Source organism: Streptomyces sp. NPDC052701 (assembly GCF_040678355.1).
Lineage (GTDB): Bacteria > Actinomycetota > Actinomycetes > Streptomycetales > Streptomycetaceae > Streptomyces.
Window position 1 is genome coordinate 19,966 of record NZ_JBFATO010000010.1, and the last position, 24,414, is coordinate 44,379.

A 24,414-nucleotide genomic window follows, 5' to 3' on the forward strand; every position below is an offset into this window, starting at 1 on the left:
CCGGAGCCCTCGGAAGGAGGTACGTCCATGGCGAGGACCGGTGACCGCGCCCGCGCCGTGACCGCCCCCGCGGCCGGCCCGCTGGACTTCGCCCTGGACCGGGGCAGTCCGGTGCCGCTGTACCACCAGCTCGCCCGGCAGCTGGAGGCGGCGATCGAGCGCGGCGTCCTCGCCCCGGGAGACCGCCTGGGCAACGAGGTCGACCTGTCCGCGCGCTTGGGCCTGTCCCGCCCCACCGTCCGCCAGGCCATCCGGTCCCTGGTCGACAAGGGGCTGCTGGTCCGGCGGCGCGGGGTGGGCACCCAGGTGGTGCACAGCCGGGTCAGGCGGCCCCTGGAACTGAGCAGCCTCCACGACGACCTGGAGGCGGCCGGCCAGGACCCCACCACGCAGGTGGTGCGCAACGAGACCGTCCCGGCCGCCGCGGACGTGGCCGCCGCCCTCGCCGTCCCGGAAGGCGCCGAGGTCGTCCTCCTGGAGCGGCTGCGCCGCGCGCACGGCCGGCCCCTCGCCCTGCTGTGCACCTACCTTCCGGCGGGCCTGCCGGACCTCGACGGCGCCCGGCTGGAGTCGACCGGCCTGTACCGGGTGATGCGGGCAGCCGGCGTCACCCTGCACAGCGCCCGCCAGACCGTCGGCGCCCGCTCGGCCACCGCCGAGGAGGCCGCCCGCCTCGACGAGGAGGAGGGCGCCGCGCTGCTCACCGTGGAGCGCACCGCGTACGACCAGGGCGGACGCCCGGTGGAGTACGGCAGGCACCTCTACCGCGCCTCCCGGTACTCGTTCGACTTCCGGCTGCTGGTCAGGGCGTGAGGCTCGCGGTGAAGGGCGTCACCGGGCGCCTCAGGCGCTCGCCGTCCACGGTGACGTCGACGGCTTCGTCGTAGAAGGCGAGGAGGCCTTTGATCGGGGCCACCGCGGGCAGCGGCTCGGGGTAGCTCCACAGGACGTTCCGGGGCACCCCGCCCCCGCCGCGCCAGGTCCAGTACCGGGCCGTGCCCTTGTACGGGCAGCCGGTGCTGTGGCCGGTGGGTTCGAACAGGTCGAGGCGGACGTCCTCGGGCGGGAGGTAGTACCGCGGCGGCAGGCCGGTCTCGAAGAGCAGCACCGGCCGGCGGGTCCGCGCCACGACCGTGCCGGCGAGCTCGATGCGGACGTGGCGGCTGCTGGGCAGCGCGTCGACCCGCTTGTGCGGGTCACGGGGGTGGACGAAGATCTCCTCCTCTTCCTCGTACCAGTGGTCCAGGCCCGTGTCGGTGCGCGGGAACCACTCGAAGGCGATGTGGCCGGACAGGTCCTCGGCGGGGAACGTCCAGGCCGCGTTGCGCCGTACCTCGCCGTCGGCGTCGAGGTCGTAGAAGACCCGCGAGCCGGTGTGCCGGCCGGCGGGCGGGTCCTTCGCCGGGCGGAGGAGGTCGGTGCGGACCTCCTCGCGGGGGAAGGCGTACTGCGGCACCGGCAGGTGCGGCTCCCAGACGAGGACGGGGTGGCGGCTGTCGACGACGGTGACGTCGCCCTTGCGTCCGCGCACCCAGCGCTCGCCGGGCTCCCACACGAGTCCTTCCGGTGTGGTCCGCATGGCGAGGGCCGCGAGGTGGGTGGTCATGGCCGGGGCTCCCTCCGGACGTCCGCTCCCCCCTCCACGGTCCCACCGCCGCCGGCCGCCCGCCCCGCGGCCCCGGCGCTCAGTGCGCGGTGTCCAGGCGGGCCCGCTGCTGCGCGGTCAGCTCCAGGTCCACGGCGGCCAGGTTCTCCTCCAGCTGCGCCGGCGAGGACACCCCGACGAGCGGGACGATCGGCAGCCCGCCGCCGAGCTGCCACGCCAGCACCACCTGGTTGACGGTCGCGCCGGTCTCGCGGGCCACCTCGCGCAGCGCCGCCAGCCGGGCGGGGGTGCCGGGGTGGTCGAAGTCGGCCGGCAGCCGGTCCGGGCGGGTGTAGGCGCCCTTCAGCAGGGGCGAGTAGGCGACCAGGGTCAGGCCCGGCTCGGCCCTGAGGTAGGAGAGCAGTTCCGCGCCCGCGTGGCCGAGGCTGCCGTCGGGGAACAGGTCGTCGGGCACGTCGGTGCGGGGACGCAGGTGGCTGTGCGCGTACTGGAGCACCTCGTAGCCGGGCAGTCCGGCCGCGGCGGCGAGGGCGCGGGCCCGTTCCACGCGCCACACGGCGTGGTTGCTCACGCCGAGCAGGCCCACCGTGCCCTCGGCGACCAGGGCGGCGAAGCCCTCGACGGTCTCCCGCAGGGGGACGGTGCGGTCCTCGATGTGGGCGTACAGCAGGTCCAGCCTCTCCACGCCGAGCCGCTCCCTGCTGCGCTCGGCCGACTCGCGGATCACCTTCGCCGACAGGCCCTCCGGATTGTCGACGTAGCCGGTGCCGGGGGCCAGGGGGCGGGCGCCGAGCTTGGTGGCGATGACCACCTCGTCGCCGACGCCGCGGCTGCGGCGCCAGCGGCCGAGGAGTTCCTCGCTGTGGCCGCCCTGGCCGCCGTCGGTCCAGAACGCGTAGTTGTCGGAGGTGTCGATGAAGTTCCCGCCGGCCTCGACGTAGCGGTCGAGCACGGCGAAGGAGGTCTTCTCGTCGGTCACCGACCCGAACAGCATCGCGCCGAGCGCGAGCACGCTCACCTCGCGGCGGGTGTGCGGATCGGTGCCGATCGTGCGGTACTTCATGGCTGCTCCCTCCCGTTCGCGCCCCGCCCCGGGGCGCACGGGAGGAAGTCTTCAGTCTGAAGTGCGCTCCAAGTCAAGGACGTTCGGTCCGCGAGGGCGCGTACGGACTCCGGCGACGCGGTGGAACCGTCCCCCGCCCTCCTGTCCGGACGGGCCGGCCCACAGGCGGGCGGGGGCGGAGGCGGGCCGGAAGGCCGGGAAAACGACCGGGGGCCCTGGCTCACCGAAGTGAGCCAGGGCCCCGATCCGGGCGATCCGCCCGGTCACCGGTCGGGACGACAGGATTTGAACCTGCGACCCCTTGACCCCCAGTCAAGTGCGCTACCAAGCTGCGCCACGTCCCGGTGCGCGGACCCGCGGAGAACCGCGTGATCGCGCGGACAGCACTTTACCGCACACCCCCGGCCGTGCCGAAAGGGGACCCCGGCGCGCGACAATCGGCGTATGGGCAGCATGGGCAGTACCCCTTCCGGCCGGCCGGCCGGCGCACGCGACCGCGACGACGAGGGGCGGGCGCGCAACGCCCGGCCGCGGGACGGGCTCGGGCGGCCCCTGCCGTACGGGGCGGACGGCGTGCCGCGGCAGCCCGAGGGGGTCGTGCGCGCCCCGCAGGAGACCGTCGCCGAGGCGCAGCGGCTGCTGGACGAGGGGAGGCCGTTCCACGCGCACGAGGTCTTCGAGGACGCCTGGAAGTCGGGTCCCGGGGAGGAGCGCGAGCTGTGGCGCGGGCTCGCCCAGCTCGCCGTGGGGCTGACCCACGCGGCCCGGGGGAACGCGACGGGCGGAGCACGGCTGCTGCGGCGCGGCGCGGGCGCGGTGGAGGCGTGGGCCTCGGAGTCCGGGCGGCCCCGGCCGTACGGCATCGGTCTCGCGCCGGTGGTGGCCTGGGCGCGGGAGCTGGCGCGGGACGTGGAGCGGGGCGGCGGGCCCGTCGACGCGGGGGCGCGGGCACCGCGGCTTCGGAGCTAGGTGTGCCGTCCGGACGGGTCGGTGGCGCGGCCGGCCCCGGGGAGCGGGCCCGGCGGGGGGCGGCGACCGGGTGGTCGCCCCCGTCCGCGGGACGCGGTGCACGCGTCGTCGGCGGCGTGCGGCAGACTCGGGGCGTGCGAAGGATTCATGTCATCGGTATCGGCGCGGGCGACCCCGACCAGCTCACCCTTCAGGCGGTCCGTGCGCTGCGCGGCACGGACGTGTTCTTCGTCCTGGACAAGGGCGAGGTGAAGGCGGACCTCACGCGGCTCCGCCGGGACATGCTCGACGCGCACGTGCCGGAGGGGACGTACCGCGTCGTCGAGGCGCGCGACCCGGAACGGGACCGCGGCGCGGACGGCGCGGCCTACTCCCCCGCCGTCGGCGACTGGCGCAGCGCACGCGCCGACATCTACGAGAAGCTGATCGCCGAGGAGCTCGGCGAGGACGAGAGCGGCGCGTTCCTGGTGTGGGGCGACCCGTCGCTGTACGACAGCACGATCGGGATCCTGCAGGAGGTCCTGGCGCGGGGCGCGGTGTCCTTCGAGTACGACGTCGTGCCCGGGATCAGCAGCGTGTCGGCACTGGTCGCCCGGCACCGCACGGGGCTCAACCGGGTCGCGCGGCCGGTGCAGATCACCACGGGCCGGCGGCTCGCGGAGGGCTTCCCCGAGGGCGTGGACGACGTGGTGGTGATGCTCGACGCCCACCAGGCCTTCCGGCGGTACGTCGACGAGGACATGGAGATCTACTGGGGCGCCTACATCGGCACCCCGGACGAGATCCTCGTCCGGGGCCCCATCGCCGAGGCGGCCCCCCGCATCGAGCGCCTCCGCGCCGAGGCCCGCGAGCGCAAGGGCTGGATCATGGACACGTACCTGCTGCGGCGCCGGCCCGAGGACGCCTAGGGCCTGTCGTCGAACCCCCGTCGTCCGCCCGGAGGGCGGGCCCGCGGCGTCGGGTGCGTGCTCCCGGCGTGCCGGGTGCCGGCCCTCGTACCCGGATGCACTCGGGTCCGCGCCCGGTGCGGCGAGAGGGCGTGCAGGGCGTCGCGGGGCAGGCGGGAGGTCGACGACGGGCCCTAGACGAAGCGCTGCGTGCCGCCGGACGCCCCGGGCCCGGGTCGGCGCGGGGCGAGGCCCAGGAAGGCCAGGGCCCCCGCCACGTCCGGCACCGCCGGTGTCCCCGCCGGGAGCGGCGGCCGGCGGACGACCACCACCGGCAGGCCGAGGTCGCGGGCGGCGGTGAGTTTGGCGGCCGTGGCCTCTCCCCCGCTGTCCTTGGTGACCAGTACGTCGACGGCGTGTTCGCGGAGCAGGGCGTGTTCGTCGGCCACCGTGAACGGGCCGCGGGCCAGCACGGTGCGGGTGTGCGGGGGCATCGGCGGTTCGGGCGGCTCCACGGAGCGGACGACGAAGTGCAGGTCCGTGAGGTGCGCGAACGCGGCGAGGCCCAGGCGGCCCGTCGTCAGGAACACCCGGCGGCCCAGGCGCGGCAGCAGGTCCGCCGCCTCGGGCAGGGAGGCGACCGGGTGCCAGCGGTCGTCGGGGCCGGGGTGCCAGCCGGGGCGGCGCAGCACCACCGCCGGGACGCCGGTCGCGGCGGCGGCCCGCGCGGCGTTCGCCGTGATCGCCTCGGCGAAGGGGTGCGTGGCGTCGACGAGGGCGTCCACGCGCTGCTCGCGCAGCCACGCGGCCAGGCCCTCCGCGCCGCCGAAACCACCCACCCGCACGTCCCCGTCCAGCGCGCCCGGCCGTGCGACGCGTCCCGCGAGGGAGGTCGTCACGCGGACGCCGCGCGCCGCGAGCCCGGCGGCGAGTTCGCGGGCCTCGGTGGTGCCGCCGAGGATCAGCACGTGCGGGGGCATGACGACGAGCGTACGAGGTCGCCGGGCGGGGACGGACGCCGGGACGACGTACCGCGTCACGTCGTGCGGGCCTTCAGCGCAGCAGCAGCTGCAGGCCGCCCAGCACGGTCGCCGCGATCACCAGTTGTTCGAACAGCCGCTGGTCGATCCGCTTCACGGCCCACTTGCCGAGCAGCGCCCCCGGGACGACGAACACCAGCAGCGCCGCGTCGAGCAGCAGCGAACGCCCGTCGATGAGGCCGAGTCCGGCGCTGAAGGGCACCTTGGAGACGTTGACGACCAGGAAGAAGAAAGCCGACGTGCCGAGGAAGCCGAGCTTGCGGAAGCCGGCGGACAGGAGGTACATCGACATCACCGGGCCGCCCGCGTTGGCGACCATGGTGGTGAAGCCGCCCAGGACGCCGTAGGAGCGGGCCTTGATCCGGCCCGCCCGGGTGGTGACCTCCTCCGGCCGCTCCGCCGCCTCGGCCGTGCGCCGCCGCCACACCGTCACCGCGGCCGTCAGCAGCAGGATCGCGCCGATCGAGGTCCGCATGATCCCGTCGTCCGCCCACACCAGGAAGACCGTGCCCACGACCACGCCCGCCGCGACCGCCGGGAACAGCCGCCACAGGGTGGGCCAGTGGGCGTGCCGCCGGTAGGTGAGGACGGCGAGGACGTCCCCGGCGATCAGGATCGGCAGCAGCACGCCGGTGGAGGCGCGGGCGGGCAGCACCGCGGCGAAGATCGCGAGGCTGACCGTGTTGGCGCCGCTCACCGCGGTCTTCGAGAAGCCGACGAGCAGCGCCGCGAAGGCGAGGGCGGCGAACTCCCGGCCGGTGAGGTGCCAGAGCGTCATCGTGTTCATGCGGGCACGATGCTATGCGCGTCCGGTCCGGCCCGTCGGACCCGCCCCGCCCGTCGGACCCGCCCCGCCTGCCGGTCCCGCGCGGCGGTGCCGGCCGCCGGGCCCCGGCCCGGTCAGTGCCGTTCCACCAGCACCGCGCTCCCCTGCCCCACGCCCACGCACATCGTGGCGAGCCCGCGGGCCGCTCCGGTCCTGCGCATCCGGTGCAGGAGGGTGGTGAGGATGCGGGCCCCCGAGCAGCCCAGCGGATGCCCCAGCGCGATCGCGCCGCCGCTCGGGTTGACCCGGTCGGGGTCGATGCCGAGCTGGTCCACGCAGGCCAGGGCCTGTGCCGCGAACGCCTCGTTGAACTCGGCCTCCTCGATGTCGCCGACGCTCCAGTCCGCACGGGCCAGGGCCTTGCGCGTGGCCGGGACCGGGCCGATGCCCATCACGTCCGGGTGGACGCCCGCCGACGCACCGGCGACGTAGCGGCCCAGCGACTCCAGGCCCAGTTCGTTCAGGGCCTCCTCGCTGACCAGGAGCAGACCCGCCGCGCCGTCGTTCATCGGCGAGGCGTTGCCCGCGGTGACCGTGCCGCCCTGCCGGAAGACCGGCTTCAGCTTCGCCAGCTTCTCGTACGAGGTGTCCTCGCGGATGCACTCGTCGCTGTCGACGACCACCCCATCGGGCCGCTGCACGGGCAGGAGCTCGTCGTCGAAGTGGCCGTTCTTGCGGGCGTCGGCGGCCAGCCGGTGGCTGCGCAGGGCGAACTCGTCCTGGCGTTCGCGCGCGATGCCGTACCGCTCGGCGACCTCCTCCGCCGTCTCCCCCATGGACAGCACGCCGTGCAGGTCCTTCATCGCCGGGTTGACCAGGCGCCAGCCGAGCCGGGTGTCGGCGGTCTCGACGCGGTGCGGCAGGGCCTCGTCGGGGCGGGGCAGCACGAAGGGGGCGCGGCTCATCGACTCCGAGCCGCCGGCGACGACGATGTCGGCCTCGCCCGCGGCGATGGTGCGGGCGGCGGTGGTGACGGCCTCCAGGCCCGAGGCGCACAGCCGGTTCACCGTCGCGCCGGGCACGGACTCCGGCAGGCCCGCGAGCAGGGCGGCCATGCGGGCGACGTTGCGGTTGTCCTCACCGGCCTGGTTGGCGGCGCCCCAGTAGACGTCGTCGACACGGGCCGGGTCGAGGGCGGGCACGTCGGCGACCAGGGCGCGGATCACGGTCGCGGCGAGGTCGTCGGGGCGGACCGGGGACAGGGCTCCGCGCAGTTTGCCGATGGGGGTGCGGCGGGCGGCCGCGAAGTGGACGGGACGCACGAGAAAACTCCTGACCGTCTTCGCTCAGTCGTGGCGGCGGCCCCCGCCGGCAGCCGGTGGCGGGGGCTCGGCCGCCCGGCATGGCGGGGACTGCTTAATTAGCATCGCTAGTTTTGGACTATAGACCGCGGGGCGGCACGCTGGGAAGATCCGCCGGACACCCGCACCGGCGCAGCTGGAGGAGACATGGCCCAGACCCGCGAGCACGTCCTGACCGGCACCCGGGGCACGGTCGCCGCCCGGGAGTGGTCCTCCGGGGGGCGAGCGCGCTACGTCGCCCTCGTCGTGCACGGCTACGGGGAGCACGTCGGACGGTACGAGGGACTCGCGGACGCCCTGGTGCGGCACGGCGCGGCCGTCCACGGAGCCGACCACACGGGACACGGGAGGTCGGCGGGCGAACGGGCGGTGATCGAGGACTTCGAGGACGTGGTCACGGACGTGCACACGCTGGCCGAGTCGGCCCGGGCCGCGCACCCGGGCCTGCCGGTCGTGATGATCGGGCACTCCATGGGCGGCCTGATCGCCGCGCGCTACGCGCAGCGCCACGGCGGCGCGCTGGCCGCGCTCGTGCTGTCCGGCCCGGTGATCGGCCGGTGGGAGACGCCCGCGCGGCTGCTCGCGCACGCCGAGGCCCACGGCGGCATCCCCGACGTCCCGGTCTCCCCGGCCGCGCTCTCCCGCGACCGGGCGGTGGGCGCCGCCTACGCGGCGGATCCGCTGGTGTGGCACGGACCGATGAAGCGGCCGACGGTGGAGGCGTTCGCACGGACGCTGCGGACCGTGTCGGAAGGCGGCGCCGTGGACGGGCTCCCGCTGCTGTGGCTGCACGGCGGCGACGACCGGCTGGTGCCGCCGTCCGGGAGCCGGGTGGGCGTCGAGGAGCTGAGCGGCGGTGAGGCGACCGCGCGAATCTACCCCGGGGCCCGGCACGAGGTGTTCAACGAGACGAACAGGGAACACGTCCTCGCGGACACGAAAGACTTCCTGGACACGGTTCTCAAGGGTTGAGGAGCACCGCGAGCCGCCGCGTTTGTGCCGGTTCGCCCGGGGCACCCGCGCCCGCATGGAGTGGTTGCGCAGAGCGGCGTGCGTGGGCGAGGACCCCGAGTTGTTCTTCCCCGTGGGCACCAGCGGCCCGGCGCTGCGGGACACCACGGCCGCCAAGCGCGTGTGCGCCCGCTGCGAGGTCGTCGCCGACTGCCTGGGGTTCGCGCTCGGCAGCGGTCAGAACTCGGGCGTGTGGGGCGGGACCTGCGAGGAGGAGCGCGTGGAGCTGCTCCGCGCCTCGGGAGCCGGTGCGTCCGGGGACGACGCGAGAAGGAGAAGCGCTCTATGACATCGGCCGTGAGGAGCACGCTGCCCGAGGAGGCCCGCCGGGTCGCCGGCGAGGCGCTCCAGGACACCCTGGTCGACCTGCTCGGACTCTCGCTCATCGGCAAGCAGGCGCACTGGAACGTCGTGGGACCGCGGTTCCGGTCGGTCCACCTCCAGCTCGACGAACTGGTGTCGTCGGCCCGTACGTTCGCGGACACGGTGGCGGAGCGCTCCGCCGCGCTCGGCGTGCCGGCGGACGGCCGCCCCGAGACGATCGCCAAGGCCTTCACCCTGTCCGCCCCGAAGGAGGGCTGGGTGCGCGACGCGGACGTCGTCCGGGTGATGGTGGAGTCGCTGGAGGAGGCGGTCGGGCGGCTGCGCGAGCGGATCGGCGCGACGGAGAAGGCGGACCCGGTCACGCAGGACCTGCTGATCGGCATCACCGCCGAACTGGAGAAGCAGCGGTGGATGTTCGACGCCGAGGACTTCCCCCGCGACGGCGCCTGACGGAACGCCGCGGCCTCCCGGCCGAGGCCGGCGCACGAGCCGCGGCCTTCCCGCCATGCCCGACGGACCGGCCTCGGCCGGCACGTACGTTACGGAAGGGGCACCCGATGACCGACGCCCTCGAACTCGACGCGCTGTGGGAGGACTTCCACCGCGTGGTGAACATGACCTCGGCGGAGCTCGCGGCCTGGCTGCGGGTCCGGGACGCCGAGGAGAACACCGAACCGCTGCCGGAGGAGGCGGGCACGCCCACCGGGCAGCATGTGCTCGCGATCCTGCAGAAGCGGCGCACCGACCTCACCGACGACGACATCCGCGTGATGCACAGGGTCGTCGACACGGTCACCGCACAGGCCGACCTCGAGAACGAGCCCGAGACCGAGAGGACGGCCGAGGACACGCGCCGCCGGCACCGGCTGATGACACTCGGGCACGACCCGCTGAAGCCGTAGCCGCACACCGTGACGGGCGCGCCGCACGCGGCCCCGCCGGCGCGCCCGGTCCGGCGCACGCGCGGCGGAGGCGGACGCCCGGCAGGGGAACGCCCGGCAGGGGAACGCCCACCGGCCGCCGTACCGGCTGCCGGTGGGCGTTCCCCTGCCCAGCGTCCGCCTGCGGTGCGGGGCGGGGCCGCCACCGGCGCGCGCGGCGAACGCGTCCCGGCCCGGCAGGGCGGACGGCGGGCCGCCGAACCGCGCCGCCGGCCGCGGGGGTTCTCCGGGCGGGACCGGCCGGGGACACCGGGCCGGCCGCCGCCGCTCGCGTGCCGGTTTCCGGGACACCGGTGATCACCGGACGGCACAATGGGCGGCGAGAACCACCCGGGCGACGAAGGAGCTGACACGTGAGCGAGAGCCACACCCCGACGAGCGGGGCCGCGAGGCTGAACACCGGTGTGGCGCACAACGCGCGCGTGTGGAACTACTGGATCGGCGGCAAGGACAACTACGAGGTCGACCAGCAGGTCGGTGAGCAGGTCGCCGGCATGTTCCCGGTCATCCGGGACATCGCCCGCGCGGACCGCGACTTCCTCGGCCGGGCGGTGACGTTCCTGGCCGGCGAGCGCGGCGTGCGGCAGTTCCTCGACATCGGCACCGGACTGCCGACGGCGGAGAACACCCACGAGATCGCCCAGCGCATCGCGCCCGAGTCGCGGATCGTCTACGTCGACAACGACCCGATCGTGCTGGTGCACGCCCGCACCCTGCTGACCGGCACCCACGAGGGTGCCACCGCCTACATCGACGCCGACGTGCACGACCCGGACGCCATCGTCGAACGGGCCGCGCAGACCCTCGACCTCACCCGGCCCGTCGCGGTGATGATGCTGGGCATCCTCAACTTCGTGCTCGACACCGACAAGGCCCGGGAGATCGCGCACAGGGTGATGGCCGCCGTGCCCTCCGGCAGCTTCCTCGTCCTGACGCACCCCACCTTCGACGCCGAGGTCGGCGGCGAGGGCCAGATCCCGGCCATGAAGTTCTGGAACGAGAACGCCACCCCGCCGATCACCGCCCGCAGCGGAAGCGACATCGCCGCGTTCTTCGAAGGGCTGGAACTTCTGGAGCCGGGCCTGGTGTCCTGCTCGCAGTGGCGCGCCGGGAACGGCTCCCCCGCCCCCGTGCCGCAGTACGGCGCGGTGGCCGTGAAGCCCTGACGCCCCGGCCCGTCGCGGGCCCCGGCCGGGGCCCGGTCGCGGACCCCGGCCGGGGGCGGGGAGCGTGGGGCCGGTCACAGTCGTCCCGCAGCGGCTTTCCAGGAAGCCCGAACCGCTGAAAGTATGATCAAGCAATGTCTGACATGACCGAAACCACGCCCGGCTGGCTCTCCCCCGACGAGCTGGAACTGGCGCGCGCCCGCATGCCGATCCTGTACGTCGAAGCCGTCCCCGTACGCGTCGACGACAGCGGCGAAGTCACCAGCGTCGGGCTGCTGCTGCGCATCGGGCCCGACGGGACGGTCAGCCGGACTCTGGTCTCCGGCCGGGTGCTGCACCACGAGCGCGTCCGCGACGCCCTGCTGCGCCATCTGGAGAAGGACCTCGGACCGGTGGCGCTGCCCCGCGTGCCGGCGTCGCTGCAGCCGTTCACGGTCGCGGAGTACTTCCCGACCCAGGGCATCACGCCGTACCACGACCCCCGGCAGCACGCGGTGTCCCTCGCCTACGTCGTGCCGGTGACCGGGGACTGCCGGCCTCGTCAGGACGCGCTCGACCTGGTGTGGTTCAGCCCGCAGGAGGCCGTCTCGCCGGCGGTGCAGAGCGAGATGCCGGGCGGGCACGGGGTGCTGCTGAAGCAGGCCCTGGCGCACGCGGGCTGCGCGATCTGACGCGACCGCCCGTCCGGCACGCCCCCTCCCGCGAACGGGCCCCGGCCCGGCTGCGCGCCGCGCACTGCCGGGGCCGCGCCGCGCCGCGAAACCGCCCACCGGCCCGCGTACCGCGCCCTTGAGGGGCGGAGGGTTCCGGTCACGGCGCGAAACTTTAACGGTTCGTTTTCTTGTACCCCTCGTGTTTACGGGGATAGGTTCGGCCCCATGACCGCGTCCCAGACGCCGTCCCCCGCCGACGAGTTGCGCGGTGCCGGCCTGCGAGTGACGGCCGCCCGCGTCGCGCTGCTCGACACCGTCCGGGACGGTGACCACCTCGACGTCGAGACGATCGCCGCCGGGGTGCGCGACCGCGTCGGCCACATCTCCCTCCAGGCCGTCTACGAAGCCCTGCACGCCCTCACCGCGGCGGGCCTCGTACGCCGCATCGAACCGCCCGGCGGCCCGGCCCGGTTCGAGGGGCGCGTCGGCGACAACCACCACCACGTCCTGTGCCGGTCGTGCGGTGCCCTCGCCGACGTCGACTGCGCGGTCGGCCAGGCCCCGTGCCTGACCGCGTCCGACGACCACGGCTTCTCGATCGACGAGGCCGAGGTCATCTACCGGGGCCTGTGCCCCGCCTGTTCCACCGCCCGCAGTTCCTGAGCACCGAGATCCACCCGTCCGGAAGGATTCCCATGTCCGAGAACCACGAGGCAATCGTCACCGACCCGAAGGCGGAGGGCACAGGTGGCTGCCCGGTCGCGCACGGGCGCGCCCTGCACCCGACTCAGGGCGGCGGGAACCGCCAGTGGTGGCCGGAGCGGCTCAACCTGAAGATCCTCGCCAAGAACCCCGCCGTGGCCAACCCGCTCGGCGAGGAGTTCGACTACGCCGAGGCGTTCCGGTCCCTGGACCTCCCGGCGGTCAAACGGGACATCGCGCAGGTGCTGACGACCTCGCAGGACTGGTGGCCGGCCGACTTCGGGCACTACGGCCCGCTCATGGTCCGGATGGCCTGGCACAGCGCCGGCACCTACCGGATCAGCGACGGCCGCGGCGGCGCGGGCGCCGGCCAGCAGCGCTTCGCCCCGCTCAACAGCTGGCCGGACAACGCCAACCTCGACAAGGCCCGCCGTCTGCTGTGGCCGGTCAAGAAGAAGTACGGCCAGAGCATCTCGTGGGCCGACCTGCTGATCCTCGCCGGCAACGTCGCCCTGGAGACGATGGGCTTCAAGACCTTCGGTTTCGCCGGCGGCCGCGAGGACGTCTGGGAGCCGGAGGAGGACGTCTACTGGGGCCCCGAGACCACCTGGCTCGGCGACGAGCGCTACACCGGTGACCGGGAGCTGGAGAACCCGCTCGGCGCGGTCCAGATGGGCCTCATCTACGTCAACCCCGAGGGCCCGAACGGCAACCCGGACCCGCTGGCCGCGGCCCGCGACATCCGGGAGACATTCCGCCGGATGGCGATGAACGACGAGGAGACGGTCGCCCTGATCGCCGGCGGCCACACCTTCGGCAAGACCCACGGTGCCGGCCCGGCGGACCACGTCGGTCCCGACCCGGAGGCCGCCTCCATGGCGGAGCAGGGCCTGGGCTGGAGGAACACCTACGGCACCGGCAAGGGCGGCGACACCATCACCAGCGGCCTCGAGGTCACCTGGACCAGCACGCCGACCCGGTGGAGCAACGGCTTCTTCAAGAACCTGTTCGAGTTCGAGTACGAGCTGACCGAGTCCCCGGCCGGGGCCAAGCAGTGGGTCGCCAAGGACGCCGAGGCGATCATCCCGGACGCGCACGACCCGTCGAAGAAGCACCTCCCGACGATGCTCACCACGGACCTGGCGCTGCGCTTCGACCCGGTGTACGAGCAGATCTCGCGTCGCTTCTACGAGAACCCGGACGAGTTCGCGGACGCCTTCGCCCGCGCCTGGTTCAAGCTGACCCACCGCGACATGGGCCCGAAGTCGCTGTACCTGGGCCCCGAGGTCCCCTCCGAGACGCTGCTGTGGCAGGACCCGCTGCCCGAGCGGACCCACGAGCTGATCGACGCCGAGGATGTCGCCCTGCTCAAGAGCAAGGTCCTCGCCACCGACCTGTCGGTGTCCCAGCTGGTGTCCACCGCGTGGGCGTCGGCCTCCTCCTTCCGCGGCAGCGACAAGCGCGGCGGCGCCAACGGCGCCCGCATCCGCCTGGAGCCGCAGCGTACCTGGGAGGTCAACGACCCCGACCGGCTCGCGCCGGTGCTGCGCACCCTGGAGGGCGTCCAGGAGGAGTTCAACGCCGCCCAGACCGGCGGCAAGCGGGTCTCGCTCGCCGACCTGATCGTGCTCGCCGGCGCGGCGGGCGTCGAGAAGGCCGCCAAGGAGGCCGGCTTCCAGGTCAAGGTGCCCTTCACGCCGGGCCGGGTGGACGCCTCGCAGGAGCAGACCGACGTCGAGTCGTTCGCCGCGCTGGAGCCGACCGCCGACGGGTTCCGCAACTACCTCGGCAAGGGCAACCGCCTGCCGGCCGAGTACCTGCTGCTGGACAAGGCGAACCTGCTGACCCTGAGCGCCCCCGAGATGACGGTGCTCGTCGGCGGCCTGCGCGTCCTGGGCGCCAACCACCAGGAGTCCAGGCTCGGTGTCTTCACCGACACCCCCGGGTCGCTGACCAACGACTTCTTCGTCAACCTGCTCGACCTGGGCACGACGTGGAAGGCGACCTCCGAGGACCAGACCACCTTCGAGGGCCGCGACGCCGCCACGGGCGAGCTGAGGTGGGCCGGCAGCCGCGCCGACCTGGTCTTCGGGTCGAACTCCGAGCTGCGCGCCCTCGCGGAGGTCTACGCGAGCGACGACGCGAAGGAGAAGTTCGTGCACGACTTCGTCGCGGCGTGGGACAAGGTCATGAACCTCGACCGGTTCGACCTCGTCTGACCGATCCGCTCCCGGCGCCCGGGCCGCTCCCGCGGGGGCGGCCCGGGCGGTCCGCCGCCCGGAAGGTCCGGCGGACACGGCGAAGGCCGTTTCCCCATCGCTGAGAAAACGGCCTCCGACCACACGGTGAAGCTGGTCGGGACGACAGGATTTGAACCTGCGACCCCTTGACCCCCAGTCAAGTGCGCTACCAAGCTGCGCCACGTCCCGTTGCCCGTCTGACCTGGGGTTTCCCCCGGCCGAACGTGCAGGAAAACAATACCGCACTCGGGGTGGTGATCGCGCACTCCTTTACCGGGCCCCGGTCCGGGGCCGGGGCGGGGGCGGCGGGGCGCCGGCACGACGCTGGTCAGTGCCGCCGTTCGCGAAGGCCGTGGTCCGCGGCCGGCACCCCGAGCCGGGGGTGCGCCTCCAGCAGCCGGGGCGGAGCCGCCTGGCGCCAGGAGTCGGCGAGGATGTCGTGCAGCTCGTCCTCGTCCTCCAGCGCGGCGAGGCGGACCCTCACCCAGGCGAACTGCGCCTCGTGGCCGGCGATCCAGAACTTCTCCGGCTCGGCGAGGACCAGTTCGTCGCGCTCCTCCTTGGGACAGCGCACGGCGATGGACGTCTCGTCCTCGGGCAGGGTGGCGAACATCTTTCCCGCGACCCGGAACGTGGGCATGCTCCAGGCGATCTTCTCCGTCGTGTCCGGCAGGGACAGGGCGGCGCGTCGTACGGCTTCGGCATCCGGCATGGCACGCACCGTAGCCCGTGCCACTGACAATCACCCGGGGAGAGCGTCCGTCCCCACGCGCTCGTAGTGGATCGTGGTCGGTCTCGGCACGTCTGCCGGGTCGGCCGCGTAGTGCGGGATCGTGCCGGCCGGGGTCCAGCCGGCACGGCGGTGGAGGTGCTCGGCGGGGCCGCCGGTCCCGGTGTCCAGGTGCAGGAGGGTGATGCCGGCCGCGGCGGCCGCCCGCTCCGCGGTGGCCAGGAGGCGTCGGCCGCGGGCCTCCCGGTGCACCGTCGGCTTCACCGGCTCGGCGCGGTGGCGGCTGTCGGGCCGGCCGGGCAGCGCGAGGCTCACGGTGCCCAGCACCCGTCCCCGCCGTACGCCGCCCGCACGGCGAGGGCGTCCCGACGGTTCTTCCCCTGCCCGGGACGGTACCCCGGAGGCGAGAGGCCGGTGTCACGAAGCGCTCACACCCGTGCCGCCTCCGTCAGCGCGTCCAGCACCGGGCGGATGAGGGGGTGCTCCTCGGCCCCCCGGCGTACGGCGGCGAAGACCCGGCGGGTGGGGGCGACGCCGTCGACGGGACGGACCACCACACCGGTCAGGTCCATGCCGCGCAGGGCCGAGCGGGGGACGAGGGCCACGCCCGCGTCGGCGGAGGCGAGGGCCACGACGGCGCGGAAGTCGTCCGAGGAGTGCTCCAGGCGCGGCTGGAAACCGGCGTTCTCACAGGCCAGGACCACCACGTCGTGGCAGGGGTTGCCGGGGTACGGACCGATCCACGGGTCCTTGGCCAGCTCGGCGAGCGGCACCTCGTCCGCGTCGGCCAGGCGGTGCGTGACGGGCACCACCGCGTCGAACGGCTCGGCGTACAGCGGTACGTGCGTCAGGCGGGGGTCGTCGGCGGGCGGGGCCCCGCGGTACTCGACGGCGACCGCTATGTCGACCTGCCGGTCCAGCACCATCGGCAGGCTCGCGTCGCCCTCGGCGTCCTGGACGCGCAGGCGGATGCCGGGCGAGGTCACGGCGAGGCTCGCCACGGCGGGCGCGACGACCTGGGCGATACCGGTCGCGAAGGAGGCGACGGTCACCGTGCCGGCGGCGCCCGAGCCGTACGCGGCGAGTTCGGCCTCGGCCCGCTCCAGCTGGGCGAGGACCGCGTGGGTGTGGCTGAGCAGGATCTCGCCGGCGGGGGTCAGCCGCACGCCTTTCGCGCTGCGCTCCACGAGCCGGTGGCCGGTCTCCTGTTCCAGCGCGGTCAGCTGCTGGGAGACGGCCGAGGGGGTCAGGTACAGCGCGGCGGCAGCCGCCGTCACCGTGCGGTGGTCGGCCACCGCACGGAGGATGTGGAGCCGCCGCGCCTCGATCACGAGCCCGATTGTCTCAAACGCGTCCCTCAGGCCTGCTCGGCGTCCAGCTCGGCCCGCGCCGCCACGAACGCCTCCACCGCCCGGTTCACGTCCTCGGCGGAGTGCGCGGCGGACAGTTGCACCCGGATGCGGGCCTGCCCCTGCGGCACGACCGGGTAGGAGAAGCCGATCACGTACACACCGCGCTCCAGCAGCAGCTCCGCCATCCGGCCCGCCTTCGCCGCGTCGCCGATCATCACCGGGGCGATGGGGTGGTCGCCGGGGAGGATGTCGAAGCCCTCCTCGGTCATCCGGCGGCGGAACAGGGCGGTGTTCTCGGTGAGCCGGACCCGCAGGTCGTCCGCCGACTCCAGCAGGTCCAGGACCTTCAGCGAGGCCGCCGCGATCACCGGGGCGAGGGTGTTGGAGAACAGGTAGGGGCGGGAGCGCTGGCGCAGCAGGGCGACGATCTCGGCGCGGGCGGCGACGTAGCCGCCGGAGGCACCGCCGAGCGCCTTGCCGAGGGTGCCGGTGATGATGTCGACGCGGTCCATGACGCCGTGCAGCTCGGGCGTGCCGCGCCCGCCGGGGCCGACGAAGCCGACGGCGTGCGAGTCGTCGACCATGACCATCGCGTCGTGGCGGTCGGCGAGGTCACAGATCTCGCGCAGCGGGGCCACGTAGCCGTCCATGGAGAAGACGCCGTCGGTGACGATCAGGCGCCGACGGGCGTCGGACGCCTCCTTCAGCCTCGCCTCCAGGTCCGCCAGGTCGCGGTTGGCGTAGCGGAGGCGGCGGGCCTTGGACAGGCGGATGCCGTCGATGATCGACGCGTGGTTGAGGGCGTCGGAGATCACCGCGTCCTCCGGGCCGAGCAGCGTCTCGAACACGCCGCCGTTGGCGTCGAAGCAGGAGGAGTACAGGATCGTGTCCTCCTGGCCGAGGAACGCCGACAGGCGTGCCTCCAGCTCCTTGTGGACCTCCTGCGTGCCGCAGATGAAGCGCACGGAGGCCATGCCGTAGCCCCAGCGGTCCAGGGCCGCGTGGGCGGCGGCGATCACCTCGGGGTGGTCGGCGAGGCCGAGGTAGTTGTTGGCGCAGAAGTTGAGGACCTCGCCGGGGCGGCCGCCCGCGGTGACGTTGACGGTCGCGGACTGCGGGGTGCCGATGACGCGCTCGGGCTTGTGCAGGCCGGCGGCGCGGATCTCGTCGAGGGTGGCGCGCAGGTCGTCGCGCACGGAGTCGAACATCGGGGAAGCTCCTAAGGTGCTCGCGGAGGAGGGGGTTACGCGGTCCAGTCGAGGATGACCTTGCCGCCGCGCCCGCTCGCCGCGTCCTCGAACGCCGCCTCGAAGTCGCGGTGGCCGTACCGGCCGGTGATCACGGGGGCGAGGTCCAGACCGCCCTCCAGCAGCACCGACATCGCGTACCAGGTCTCGAACATCTCCCGGCCGTAGATGCCCTTGACGGTGATCATCGAGGTGACGATCCGGGCCCAGTCGACCGGGAACTCCTGCGCCGGCAGGCCGAGCATCGCGATCCGGCCGCCGTGCGTCATGTTGGCGATCATGTCGCGCATGGCCTCGGGGCGGCCGGACATCTCCAGGCCGATGTCGAAGCCCTCGCGCAGGCCGAGTTCGCGCTGGCCGTCGGCGATGGACGTCCGGGACACGTTCAGCGCGAGGCTCACGCCGATCTTGCGGGCCAGGTCCAGCCGTTCCTCGCTGACGTCGGTGATCACGACGTTGCGGGCGCCGGCGTGCCGGGCCACGGCGGCGGCCATCAGGCCGATCGGGCCGGCGCCGGTGATCAGGACGTCCTCGCCGACCAGCGGGAAGGACAGCGCGGTGTGCACGGCGTTGCCGAACGGGTCGAAGATCGCCGCCACGTCGAGGTCGACCGGAACCCGGTGCACCCACACGTTGGCCGCGGGCAGGGCCACGTACTCGGCGAACGCGCCGTCCCGGCCGACGCCGAGGCCGACCGTGGCCCGGCACAGGTGGCGGCGGCCGGCCAGGCAGTTGCGGCACTTGCCGCACACCAGGTGGCCCTCGCCGCTGACGCGGTCGCCGACGGCGATGTCCGTGACGTCCCGCCCGGTCTCGACGACCTCGCCGACGAACTCGTGCCCGACGACCAGCGGGGTGCGGATCGCCTGCTGCGCCCAGCCGTCCCAGGCCCGGATGTGCAGGTCGGTGCCGCAGATGCCGGTGCGCAGCACCTTGATCAGTACGTCGCCGGGCCCGACGGCGGGCTCCGGGACGTCCGCGAGCCACAGCCCGGGCTCCGCCTTCTGCTTGACCAGCGCCTTCAACGCTACGGCTCCTGTGGGTGAGTCCCGGCTCCGGGCATGCCGAAAAAGCCCCGGTCCAGGGAGAGGAGTGGAATCGCACAGCAATCTGCCGCACTCCGGCCCACCGGTCCATCGAGGTTTTCTTAAGCGCGGCCACAGCTTTGCTTCACGCCTGGTCGCGCGCCGGTCACCGGCCGGCCGACGCGGAGCGCCGCACGGACGGGACCGGCCCGTCCCCCTCCCCGCCGGACCGGCGGGCGCTCACAGCGGCAGCCCGTCGCCCTCCCGGCGCTCCAGGCGCAGGGCGAGGTCCGCCGCGTGTTCCTTGATGGCGGCCAGGCCCGTCCTCCCCCAGGGGCGCGGTACGAGGTCGGCCACGCACACGGTGCCGAGTACCATGCCGGTGCTGTCGATGAGGGGAGCGCCCAGGTAGGAGCGGATGCCGAACCCGTCGACGACCGGGTTGCCCGCGAACCGCGGGTAGTCGCGGACGTCCTCCAGGACCAGCGCCTTGCCCCGGGCCACCACATGGGGGCAGAAGCCGTGGTCACGGGGCAGCGCGCGGCCGATCCGGGCGCCGGTGCCGTCGCCGCGCACGAACGGCGCGACCGGCGGGGTGTGCAGGCCCGCGAAGAACTGCCCGTTCTCGTCGAGGAAGGTGACCATGGCGTACAGCGTCCCGGAGTGTTCGGCGAGACGGGTCGCGAAGGCGTCGAGTGCGGGCTCCGGGCGCTCCCCCAGGCCGAGCAGGCGCAGCCTGCGGGTGCGGGCGGGGGCCTCCTTGTCCTCGGGGGTGAGCAGCGGACGACCGGCCGGACGCGGCGGGTCGTAGCTCATGGGCGGTCTCCCGGACGGTGTGCGTACGTCATGTGCGGCTCCGTGGCAGGGTGTGCGGGGATCACATGTGGGCGCCGTGCCCCGTGGTGGGGGCCGGTGCGTGGGCGATCAGATGGCGTACGAGGGTCAGCAGGGTCTGGACGCCCGAGCTGGAGATCCGGGCGTCGCAGCACACGACCGGGACCCCCTGGGGGAGGTCGAGGGCGGCGCGCACCTCCCCGGGGTCGTAGCGGTAGGCGCCGTCGAACTCGTTGACCGCGACGATGAAGGCCAGGCCGCGCTGTTCGAAGAAGTCGACGGCCGCGAAGCACTCCTCCAGGCGGCGGGTGTCGGCGAGGACGACCGCGCCGAGCGCGCCCTCGCACAGTTCGTCCCACATGAACCAGAACCGCTCCTGGCCGGGCGTGCCGAACAGGTACAGCACGTGCTCGGGGCCGAGGGTGATGCGGCCGAAGTCCATGGCCACGGTCGTCTCGACCTTGTTCTCGATCCCGTCGAGGTTGTCGGTCGCGGCGCTGACCGTGGTGAGCAGTTCCTCGGTGCTGAGCGGGGCGATCTCGCTGACCGCGCCGACGAAGGTCGTCTTGCCCACGCCGAACCCGCCCGCCACCAGGATCTTCAGCGCGGTGGGGAAGGGGTCGGTGCCGCCGTCGTAGTCAGAGCTGGCGTCGTAGTCCATCGAGCACTGCCTCCAGAAGGGCCCGGTCCGTCGGGTTGTGGTGGAACACGGGGGGCTTGGTGGTGAGCGCCCCGCAGTCGACGAGGTCCGCCAGCAGCACCTTGGTGACGGCCACCGGCAGCTTCAGACGGGCGGCCACCTCGGCGACCGCCAGCGGGACGCGGCACAGCTCCAGCGCCTGGGTGTGCTCGGGGCCGAGGTAGCCGAGGGGGGTCGCCCCGGTGGCCATCACCTGCGACATCAGATCGAGCGCGACGGTGGGCCGGGTGCGGCCGTTGCTGACCGTGAAGGGGCGCACCAGCCGGCCGGCCGCGTCGTCCAGCCAGGGCCCGTCGCCGGCCGCCGCCACGCTCAAGGCCTCATCGCCGGGGAGTCGGCGGTGTGCTGCCTGGGCGCGGTCACCAGGTACGGCCGGACGCTCTTCACCAGCATCGCCATCTCGTAGCCGAGCACCGCCGCGTCGGCCTCGCGGCCGGCCAGCACGGCGAGGCAGGTGCCGGACCCGGCCGTGCTGACGAACAGCAGCGTCGAGTCGAGTTCGACGACGACCTGCCGGACGTCGCCGCCGTCGCCGAAGCGGACGCCGGCGCTGCGGCCGAGGGAGTACAGGCCGGAGGCCAGGGCCGCCATGTGGTCGGCGCTGTCCGGGTCCAGGCCGTGCACGGACTTCACGAGTCCGTCGCAGGACAGGAGCACCGCGGCGGTCGTGTGCGGTACGCGCTGGACGAGGCCGCTCATCAGCCAGTCGAGATCGGATACCTGGGCGGTCGGCGCTTCGCTCACCATGGTGGATCGACTCCTTGGGGTACGTAGCTCTGCGGGAGCGCTGGGGGTGGGAAGGGGGGTGGCGGGGGTGGCGGGGGCGGTCATCCGGCGGGTGCGCTCCCGTCGTGCCGGGCGGTGCGGTCGGTACGGGGTGCGGGCACACCGTCGTGCGTGCCGCGTGCGTCGGTGGTGCGGGCCGTGTCCCTGGTGTGCGTGTCCGGGGAGGGCGGGCTGAACCCGGCGGGCATGTCCATGGCACGCGGGAGGGGTGGCAGCGCGGGACCCGTGGGAGCCGGGGCCATGGGGGGCGGCTCCATGGAGGGCGACTGCCTGAGGGCCTCCGGCTCCCTGTGCCGGGGCACCATGGGCGAAGGGGCTACGGGGGAAAGGCCCATGGGGGGCGGCCCCATGGGGGGAGGCTCCGGGGCGATCGGGGGCCGGCGGGCCGGGTCCGTGTGCGCCGGCTCGCTCCGGGGCGGCCCGGCGTGGGTGGGGTTCCTGGACGCGGGCTCCACGGACGAGGTGTCCGTGTGCTCGGAGCCCACCGGGCGGGCGCTGCTGGAACCGCCGTCCACGAGGCCGGGATTCATGGAACCGGCCTCGATGTAGGCGGCCTCCATGTAGCTGGCTTCCGTGTGGCCGGTCTCCATGTGGCCAGCCTCGATGTAGGTGGCTTCCGTATGGCCGACCTCCATGTGGCCGGCCTCGATGTAGGCGGCCCCCATGGGAGGGCTCTCCATATGGCCGGCCTCCATGTGGCCGACCTCCAGCTGCCCCGCCTCCAGGTGTTGTTGGGCCTCGGCCAGGCCGACGCCGCGCTGGAAGGCGGCCATCAGTCCGGGGTCGTGGCCGGTCAGGTCCGCGGTGTCCTGGCGTGGGACCGGGCCGCCGCGCAGCTGGGGCACGATGTGCTCCTGGGCGCGGCGGCGGGGCAGCCGGGGCTTGTCCACGGTGCCGCGCACGGTGCCGTTGCGGGGGGTGGGCGGCGCCGTCACGTTCTCGGCGAGGATCCGCCGGTCGTCGGGCCTGATGCCGGGCCTGGCCTCGGACGGATTGGGCCGCTCCTTGTGCGCTCCCCGCACCGGCAGCGGCGGCGGCCCGACGTCGGCCCGCCCGGCGGCCGGTGCGGAGGGGCGCCGGTGCCGCCGTGGTGCGCCGGAAGCCGCCGGGGACACGTCGTGAGCCCCGGAATCGGCCCCGGCCCCGGGCCCGGACGAGGGCACGGACGAGGCGTCCGGGCCGAGCGGGCCCTCCGCACCGAACGAGGCCTGCGGCCCTGCGGGGTTCCCCGGCCCCGAGGTCTGTCCTGGCGCGGCCGGGTCCGCGTGCGCGAAGGAAGGGCCGGGTCCGGACGGGGCTCCGTACCCGGGCACCCCGTCCTGCGCGGCCGGCATCCCCTGCGCCGGCCCGGCCGTGCCCACCGCCGGCACCGTCGTGCCGTGCGCCGGCGCGGACCGCTGGTGCTGCCGTGACGGTACGGCCGGGCGGTCGGCACCGCCGTCCGCCTCGTCCCGCGGCTGCGCGGCGGCACCGGGCGCCGGCGGCGCCCCCAGCAGTGCCTGGGGCACGACGAGGACCGCCTGCACCCCGCCGTAGATGTTGGTCTGCAGCCGGACGGTGATGCCGTGCCGCCGGGCGAGCTGGGAGACGACGAACAGCCCGATGCGGCCGTCCGCGAGGAGCCGGGCGACGTTCACCTGGTCCGGGTCGGCGAGGAGGGCGTTCATCCGCTGCTGTTCCTCGACGGGCATGCCGAGTCCGCGGTCCTCGACCTCGACGGCGAGACCGGAGGTGACGAGGCTGGCGCGCAGCAGCACCTGGGTGTGCGGGGCGGAGAACACCGTGGCGTTCTCGACGAGTTCGGCGAGCAGGTGGATGACGTCGGCGACGGCGTGGCCGCGCAGCGTGCCGTCGACGGGCGGCACGAGCCTGACCCGCGAGTACTGCTCGACCTCCGCGATCGCCGAGCGCAGCACTTCGGTCATGGGGACCGGGTTGCTCCACTGCCGCCGGGACATCGCCCCGCCGAGCACGGCGAGGTTCTCGGCGTGGCGGCGGATCCGGGTGGCGAGGTGGTCGACGTGGAAGAGGCCCTTGAGCAGGTCGGGGTCCTCGATCTCGTTCTCCAGCTCGTCGAGGATCGAGATCTCGCGGTGCACCAGCGACTGCAGGCGCCGGGCCAGGTTCACGAAGACCTCGAGCTTCTGCTCGCTGCCCGCCTGGCTGGACAGCCGGGCGGCCCGGACGACGGCGGTGACGGCGCCGTCGTGCGCGCGGGCCAGGTCGGCGGCGAGCAGGTCGATGTCGTCGGCGTCCTCGGGCGGCTCGTTGCGCGGCCCCCGCTCGGGCGGGCCCTCGCCGCGCCGCAGCGCGTCGACCAGGGCGCGCAGGTCGGCCTCACGCCGTGCGGTGCCGCGGCGCAGGGCGTCGATGCGGTCGTGCACGGACCGGGCGGCCCGGTCGGCGGCCACGGCGGCGATCACGATGCCGGCGAGGGCCACCGAGACGGCGCCGCCCAGCACGGCCCACAGGGTGGGGCCCGGCCGCACGCCGGTGGAGCGGACCGTGAACAGGACGGCCGCGCAGGCGCCGAGGGCGACGGCGACGGGCGGCAGCACGGCCAGACGCATCAGCTGGGGCCGTATGTGGGTCTCGGGCAGCGCGGGAGCGGTGCGGGCGACCGGCTTCCCGTGCCGCCCGCCCTCACGGCGGTCCGTGCGGGAGGCCGGGGCGCGGAGCTGAGACATCGGTGTCCTCGTACGGGTGCGTCGGGCCTGGGTGCCAGGGGTGCTCGTGGTGGCGCGCCCGGGCTCGCGGGCCCGGGGGTGCGCCGTCCGTGGTGCGTGGCCGCGCGCGTGACGCGCGGATCGTGCGGTGGTGCGGTCCTCGGTCCGCGCGGGGCGCGCACGTCCCGCGCCGGCGCCGTCGGCGGCCCCCGTCCGGCTCGCAGGGCGCGCGGGGCCTTCGCCGCCGCCGTCGGCGTCCGTCGCCCCGGCCGGCTCCGCGCAGGCAGGTCGCCGGCCCGGGGTGCCGGCCGCGTCCGGGCGGCCGGGCTCCCCGTCTCGTCGGTT

24 protein-coding genes, 2 tRNA genes and 2 pseudogenes are annotated in these 24,414 nt (G+C 74.3%); 11 read left to right on the forward strand and 17 right to left on the reverse strand.

Annotated features, from left to right (window positions below):
* Window positions 1-27 precede the first annotated feature (27 nt).
* Entirely contained in the window at window positions 28-813 is a 786-nt protein-coding gene (locus AB0L29_RS14075; protein WP_365826748.1) for a GntR family transcriptional regulator, read from the forward strand.
* Here AB0L29_RS14075 and AB0L29_RS14080 read toward each other — a convergent pair.
* The 3 genes from AB0L29_RS14080 to AB0L29_RS14090 form a co-directional block, all read right to left on the reverse strand.
* A complete protein-coding gene (locus AB0L29_RS14080) occupies window positions 803-1,606 on the reverse strand; it encodes a DUF427 domain-containing protein (protein ID WP_365826750.1) in 804 nt (267 codons plus the stop codon). The two genes, AB0L29_RS14075 and AB0L29_RS14080, sit on opposite strands and share 11 nt — an antisense overlap.
* A gap of 79 nt (window positions 1,607-1,685) precedes the next feature.
* Window positions 1,686-2,669 carry an aldo/keto reductase gene (locus tag AB0L29_RS14085; RefSeq protein ID WP_365826752.1) on the reverse strand — a complete coding sequence of 328 codons (984 nt, stop codon included), beginning with the start codon at window positions 2,667-2,669 and terminating at the stop codon, window positions 1,686-1,688.
* 270 nt (window positions 2,670-2,939) lie between these two features.
* Window positions 2,940-3,013 (reverse strand) — tRNA-Pro (locus AB0L29_RS14090).
* A gap of 100 nt (window positions 3,014-3,113) precedes the next feature.
* Here AB0L29_RS14090 and AB0L29_RS14095 point away from each other — a divergent pair.
* Both AB0L29_RS14095 and cobF read left to right on the forward strand, forming a co-directional pair.
* Window positions 3,114-3,638, forward strand: coding sequence for a DUF309 domain-containing protein (locus tag AB0L29_RS14095; protein ID WP_365826754.1), 525 nt, complete (start codon window positions 3,114-3,116; stop codon window positions 3,636-3,638).
* A 134-nt stretch (window positions 3,639-3,772) separates the two neighbouring features.
* Window positions 3,773-4,546 carry a precorrin-6A synthase (deacetylating) gene (gene cobF, locus AB0L29_RS14100; RefSeq protein ID WP_365826756.1) on the forward strand — a complete coding sequence of 258 codons (774 nt, stop codon included), beginning with the start codon at window positions 3,773-3,775 and terminating at the stop codon, window positions 4,544-4,546.
* Between the two features lie 173 nt (window positions 4,547-4,719).
* Here the strand turns inward: cobF and AB0L29_RS14105 are convergent, their stop codons facing one another.
* The 3 genes from AB0L29_RS14105 to AB0L29_RS14115 all read right to left on the reverse strand — a co-directional run bounded on the left by AB0L29_RS14105 (window position 4,720) and on the right by AB0L29_RS14115 (window position 7,653).
* Entirely contained in the window at window positions 4,720-5,505 is a 786-nt protein-coding gene (locus AB0L29_RS14105) for a cobalt-precorrin-6A reductase (RefSeq protein WP_365826758.1), read from the reverse strand.
* Between the two features lie 73 nt (window positions 5,506-5,578).
* Window positions 5,579-6,352, reverse strand: coding sequence for a sulfite exporter TauE/SafE family protein (locus AB0L29_RS14110; protein ID WP_365826759.1), 774 nt, complete (start codon window positions 6,350-6,352; stop codon window positions 5,579-5,581).
* 113 nt (window positions 6,353-6,465) lie between these two features.
* On the reverse strand, window positions 6,466-7,653 hold the full coding sequence (locus tag AB0L29_RS14115) for a thiolase family protein (protein ID WP_365826761.1): 1,188 nt from the start codon (window positions 7,651-7,653) through the stop codon (window positions 6,466-6,468).
* Window positions 7,654-7,839: 186 nt separating this feature from the next.
* Here AB0L29_RS14115 and AB0L29_RS14120 point away from each other — a divergent pair, with 186 nt between their 5' ends.
* The 8 genes from AB0L29_RS14120 to katG all read left to right on the forward strand — a co-directional run bounded on the left by AB0L29_RS14120 (window position 7,840) and on the right by katG (window position 14,708).
* Window positions 7,840-8,664: a lysophospholipase gene (locus AB0L29_RS14120; RefSeq protein WP_365826763.1), complete on the forward strand. Its 825-nt coding sequence runs from the start codon at window positions 7,840-7,842 to the stop codon at window positions 8,662-8,664.
* Window positions 8,665-8,719: 55 nt separating this feature from the next.
* Window positions 8,720-8,992: a WhiB family transcriptional regulator gene (locus AB0L29_RS14125; protein WP_365826765.1), complete on the forward strand. Its 273-nt coding sequence runs from the start codon at window positions 8,720-8,722 to the stop codon at window positions 8,990-8,992.
* A complete protein-coding gene (locus AB0L29_RS14130) occupies window positions 8,989-9,477 on the forward strand; it encodes a DNA starvation/stationary phase protection protein (protein ID WP_365826767.1) in 489 nt (162 codons plus the stop codon). Before AB0L29_RS14125 ends, AB0L29_RS14130 begins: the two co-directional genes overlap by 4 nt.
* A gap of 107 nt (window positions 9,478-9,584) precedes the next feature.
* Complete coding sequence (locus tag AB0L29_RS14135) at window positions 9,585-9,929, forward strand: DUF3140 domain-containing protein (RefSeq protein ID WP_365826769.1); 345 nt, start codon at window positions 9,585-9,587, stop codon at window positions 9,927-9,929.
* Window positions 9,930-10,321: 392 nt separating this feature from the next.
* Window positions 10,322-11,134: an SAM-dependent methyltransferase gene (locus tag AB0L29_RS14140; RefSeq protein WP_365826771.1), complete on the forward strand. Its 813-nt coding sequence runs from the start codon at window positions 10,322-10,324 to the stop codon at window positions 11,132-11,134.
* Between the two features lie 134 nt (window positions 11,135-11,268).
* The gene (locus AB0L29_RS14145; protein WP_365826773.1) at window positions 11,269-11,805 is read left to right on the forward strand and encodes an NUDIX hydrolase family protein; all 537 of its coding nucleotides are present in this window, start codon (window positions 11,269-11,271) and stop codon (window positions 11,803-11,805) included.
* A 207-nt stretch (window positions 11,806-12,012) separates the two neighbouring features.
* Window positions 12,013-12,450 carry a Fur family transcriptional regulator gene (locus AB0L29_RS14150; protein WP_365826775.1) on the forward strand — a complete coding sequence of 146 codons (438 nt, stop codon included), beginning with the start codon at window positions 12,013-12,015 and terminating at the stop codon, window positions 12,448-12,450.
* Between the two features lie 32 nt (window positions 12,451-12,482).
* Entirely contained in the window at window positions 12,483-14,708 is a 2,226-nt protein-coding gene (katG, locus tag AB0L29_RS14155) for a catalase/peroxidase HPI (RefSeq protein ID WP_365826777.1), read from the forward strand.
* Window positions 14,709-14,841: 133 nt separating this feature from the next.
* Here the strand turns inward: katG and AB0L29_RS14160 are convergent.
* The 11 genes and pseudogenes from AB0L29_RS14160 to AB0L29_RS14210 all read right to left on the reverse strand — a co-directional run.
* Window positions 14,842-14,918, reverse strand: a tRNA-Pro gene (locus tag AB0L29_RS14160).
* 139 nt (window positions 14,919-15,057) lie between these two features.
* A complete protein-coding gene (locus AB0L29_RS14165) occupies window positions 15,058-15,441 on the reverse strand; it encodes an MmcQ/YjbR family DNA-binding protein (protein ID WP_365826779.1) in 384 nt (127 codons plus the stop codon).
* 30 nt (window positions 15,442-15,471) lie between these two features.
* Window positions 15,472-15,795, reverse strand: a pseudogene (locus AB0L29_RS14170) (GNAT family N-acetyltransferase); the annotation flags it as partial.
* A gap of 92 nt (window positions 15,796-15,887) precedes the next feature.
* Window positions 15,888-16,790, reverse strand: a complete 903-nt coding sequence (locus AB0L29_RS14175) for a LysR family transcriptional regulator (RefSeq protein WP_365826781.1) — start codon at window positions 16,788-16,790, stop codon at window positions 15,888-15,890.
* A gap of 26 nt (window positions 16,791-16,816) precedes the next feature.
* Entirely contained in the window at window positions 16,817-18,019 is a 1,203-nt protein-coding gene (locus tag AB0L29_RS14180; RefSeq protein WP_365826783.1) for a glycine C-acetyltransferase, read from the reverse strand.
* 35 nt (window positions 18,020-18,054) lie between these two features.
* Window positions 18,055-19,083 carry an L-threonine 3-dehydrogenase gene (tdh, locus tag AB0L29_RS14185; RefSeq protein WP_365826785.1) on the reverse strand — a complete coding sequence of 343 codons (1,029 nt, stop codon included), beginning with the start codon at window positions 19,081-19,083 and terminating at the stop codon, window positions 18,055-18,057.
* 240 nt (window positions 19,084-19,323) lie between these two features.
* On the reverse strand, window positions 19,324-19,899 hold the full coding sequence (locus AB0L29_RS14190; protein ID WP_365826787.1) for a GAF domain-containing protein: 576 nt from the start codon (window positions 19,897-19,899) through the stop codon (window positions 19,324-19,326).
* 61 nt (window positions 19,900-19,960) lie between these two features.
* On the reverse strand, window positions 19,961-20,578 hold the full coding sequence (locus AB0L29_RS14195) for an ATP/GTP-binding protein (RefSeq protein ID WP_365826789.1): 618 nt from the start codon (window positions 20,576-20,578) through the stop codon (window positions 19,961-19,963).
* Complete coding sequence (locus AB0L29_RS14200; protein ID WP_365827028.1) at window positions 20,556-20,927, reverse strand: DUF742 domain-containing protein; 372 nt, start codon at window positions 20,925-20,927, stop codon at window positions 20,556-20,558. The genes AB0L29_RS14195 and AB0L29_RS14200 overlap by 23 nt, the downstream gene beginning before the upstream one ends.
* Window positions 20,928-20,929: 2 nt before the next feature.
* A complete protein-coding gene (locus AB0L29_RS14205; RefSeq protein WP_365826791.1) occupies window positions 20,930-21,364 on the reverse strand; it encodes a roadblock/LC7 domain-containing protein in 435 nt (144 codons plus the stop codon).
* 758 nt (window positions 21,365-22,122) lie between these two features.
* Window positions 22,123-24,090, reverse strand: a pseudogene (locus AB0L29_RS14210) (ATP-binding protein); the annotation flags it as partial.
* Window positions 24,091-24,414: the final 324 nt, after the last annotated feature.

Coding starts and splice junctions, on each gene's coding strand:
- AB0L29_RS14075 (WP_365826748.1), top strand. CDS start 28: ATGGCGAGGACCGGTGACCGCGCCCGCGCCGTGACCGCCCCCGCGGCC.
- AB0L29_RS14080 (WP_365826750.1), bottom strand. CDS start 1,606: ATGACCACCCACCTCGCGGCCCTCGCCATGCGGACCACACCGGAAGGA.
- AB0L29_RS14085 (WP_365826752.1), bottom strand. CDS start 2,669: ATGAAGTACCGCACGATCGGCACCGATCCGCACACCCGCCGCGAGGTG.
- AB0L29_RS14095 (WP_365826754.1), top strand. CDS start 3,114: ATGGGCAGCATGGGCAGTACCCCTTCCGGCCGGCCGGCCGGCGCACGC.
- AB0L29_RS14105 (WP_365826758.1), bottom strand. CDS start 5,505: ATGCCCCCGCACGTGCTGATCCTCGGCGGCACCACCGAGGCCCGCGAA.
- AB0L29_RS14110 (WP_365826759.1), bottom strand. CDS start 6,352: ATGAACACGATGACGCTCTGGCACCTCACCGGCCGGGAGTTCGCCGCC.
- AB0L29_RS14120 (WP_365826763.1), top strand. CDS start 7,840: ATGGCCCAGACCCGCGAGCACGTCCTGACCGGCACCCGGGGCACGGTC.
- AB0L29_RS14125 (WP_365826765.1), top strand. CDS start 8,720: ATGGAGTGGTTGCGCAGAGCGGCGTGCGTGGGCGAGGACCCCGAGTTG.
- AB0L29_RS14130 (WP_365826767.1), top strand. CDS start 8,989: ATGACATCGGCCGTGAGGAGCACGCTGCCCGAGGAGGCCCGCCGGGTC.
- AB0L29_RS14135 (WP_365826769.1), top strand. CDS start 9,585: ATGACCGACGCCCTCGAACTCGACGCGCTGTGGGAGGACTTCCACCGC.
- AB0L29_RS14145 (WP_365826773.1), top strand. CDS start 11,269: ATGTCTGACATGACCGAAACCACGCCCGGCTGGCTCTCCCCCGACGAG.
- AB0L29_RS14150 (WP_365826775.1), top strand. CDS start 12,013: ATGACCGCGTCCCAGACGCCGTCCCCCGCCGACGAGTTGCGCGGTGCC.
- katG (WP_365826777.1), top strand. CDS start 12,483: ATGTCCGAGAACCACGAGGCAATCGTCACCGACCCGAAGGCGGAGGGC.
- AB0L29_RS14165 (WP_365826779.1), bottom strand. CDS start 15,441: ATGCCGGATGCCGAAGCCGTACGACGCGCCGCCCTGTCCCTGCCGGAC.
- AB0L29_RS14180 (WP_365826783.1), bottom strand. CDS start 18,019: ATGTTCGACTCCGTGCGCGACGACCTGCGCGCCACCCTCGACGAGATC.
- AB0L29_RS14190 (WP_365826787.1), bottom strand. CDS start 19,899: ATGAGCTACGACCCGCCGCGTCCGGCCGGTCGTCCGCTGCTCACCCCC.
- AB0L29_RS14195 (WP_365826789.1), bottom strand. CDS start 20,578: ATGGACTACGACGCCAGCTCTGACTACGACGGCGGCACCGACCCCTTC.
- AB0L29_RS14205 (WP_365826791.1), bottom strand. CDS start 21,364: ATGGTGAGCGAAGCGCCGACCGCCCAGGTATCCGATCTCGACTGGCTG.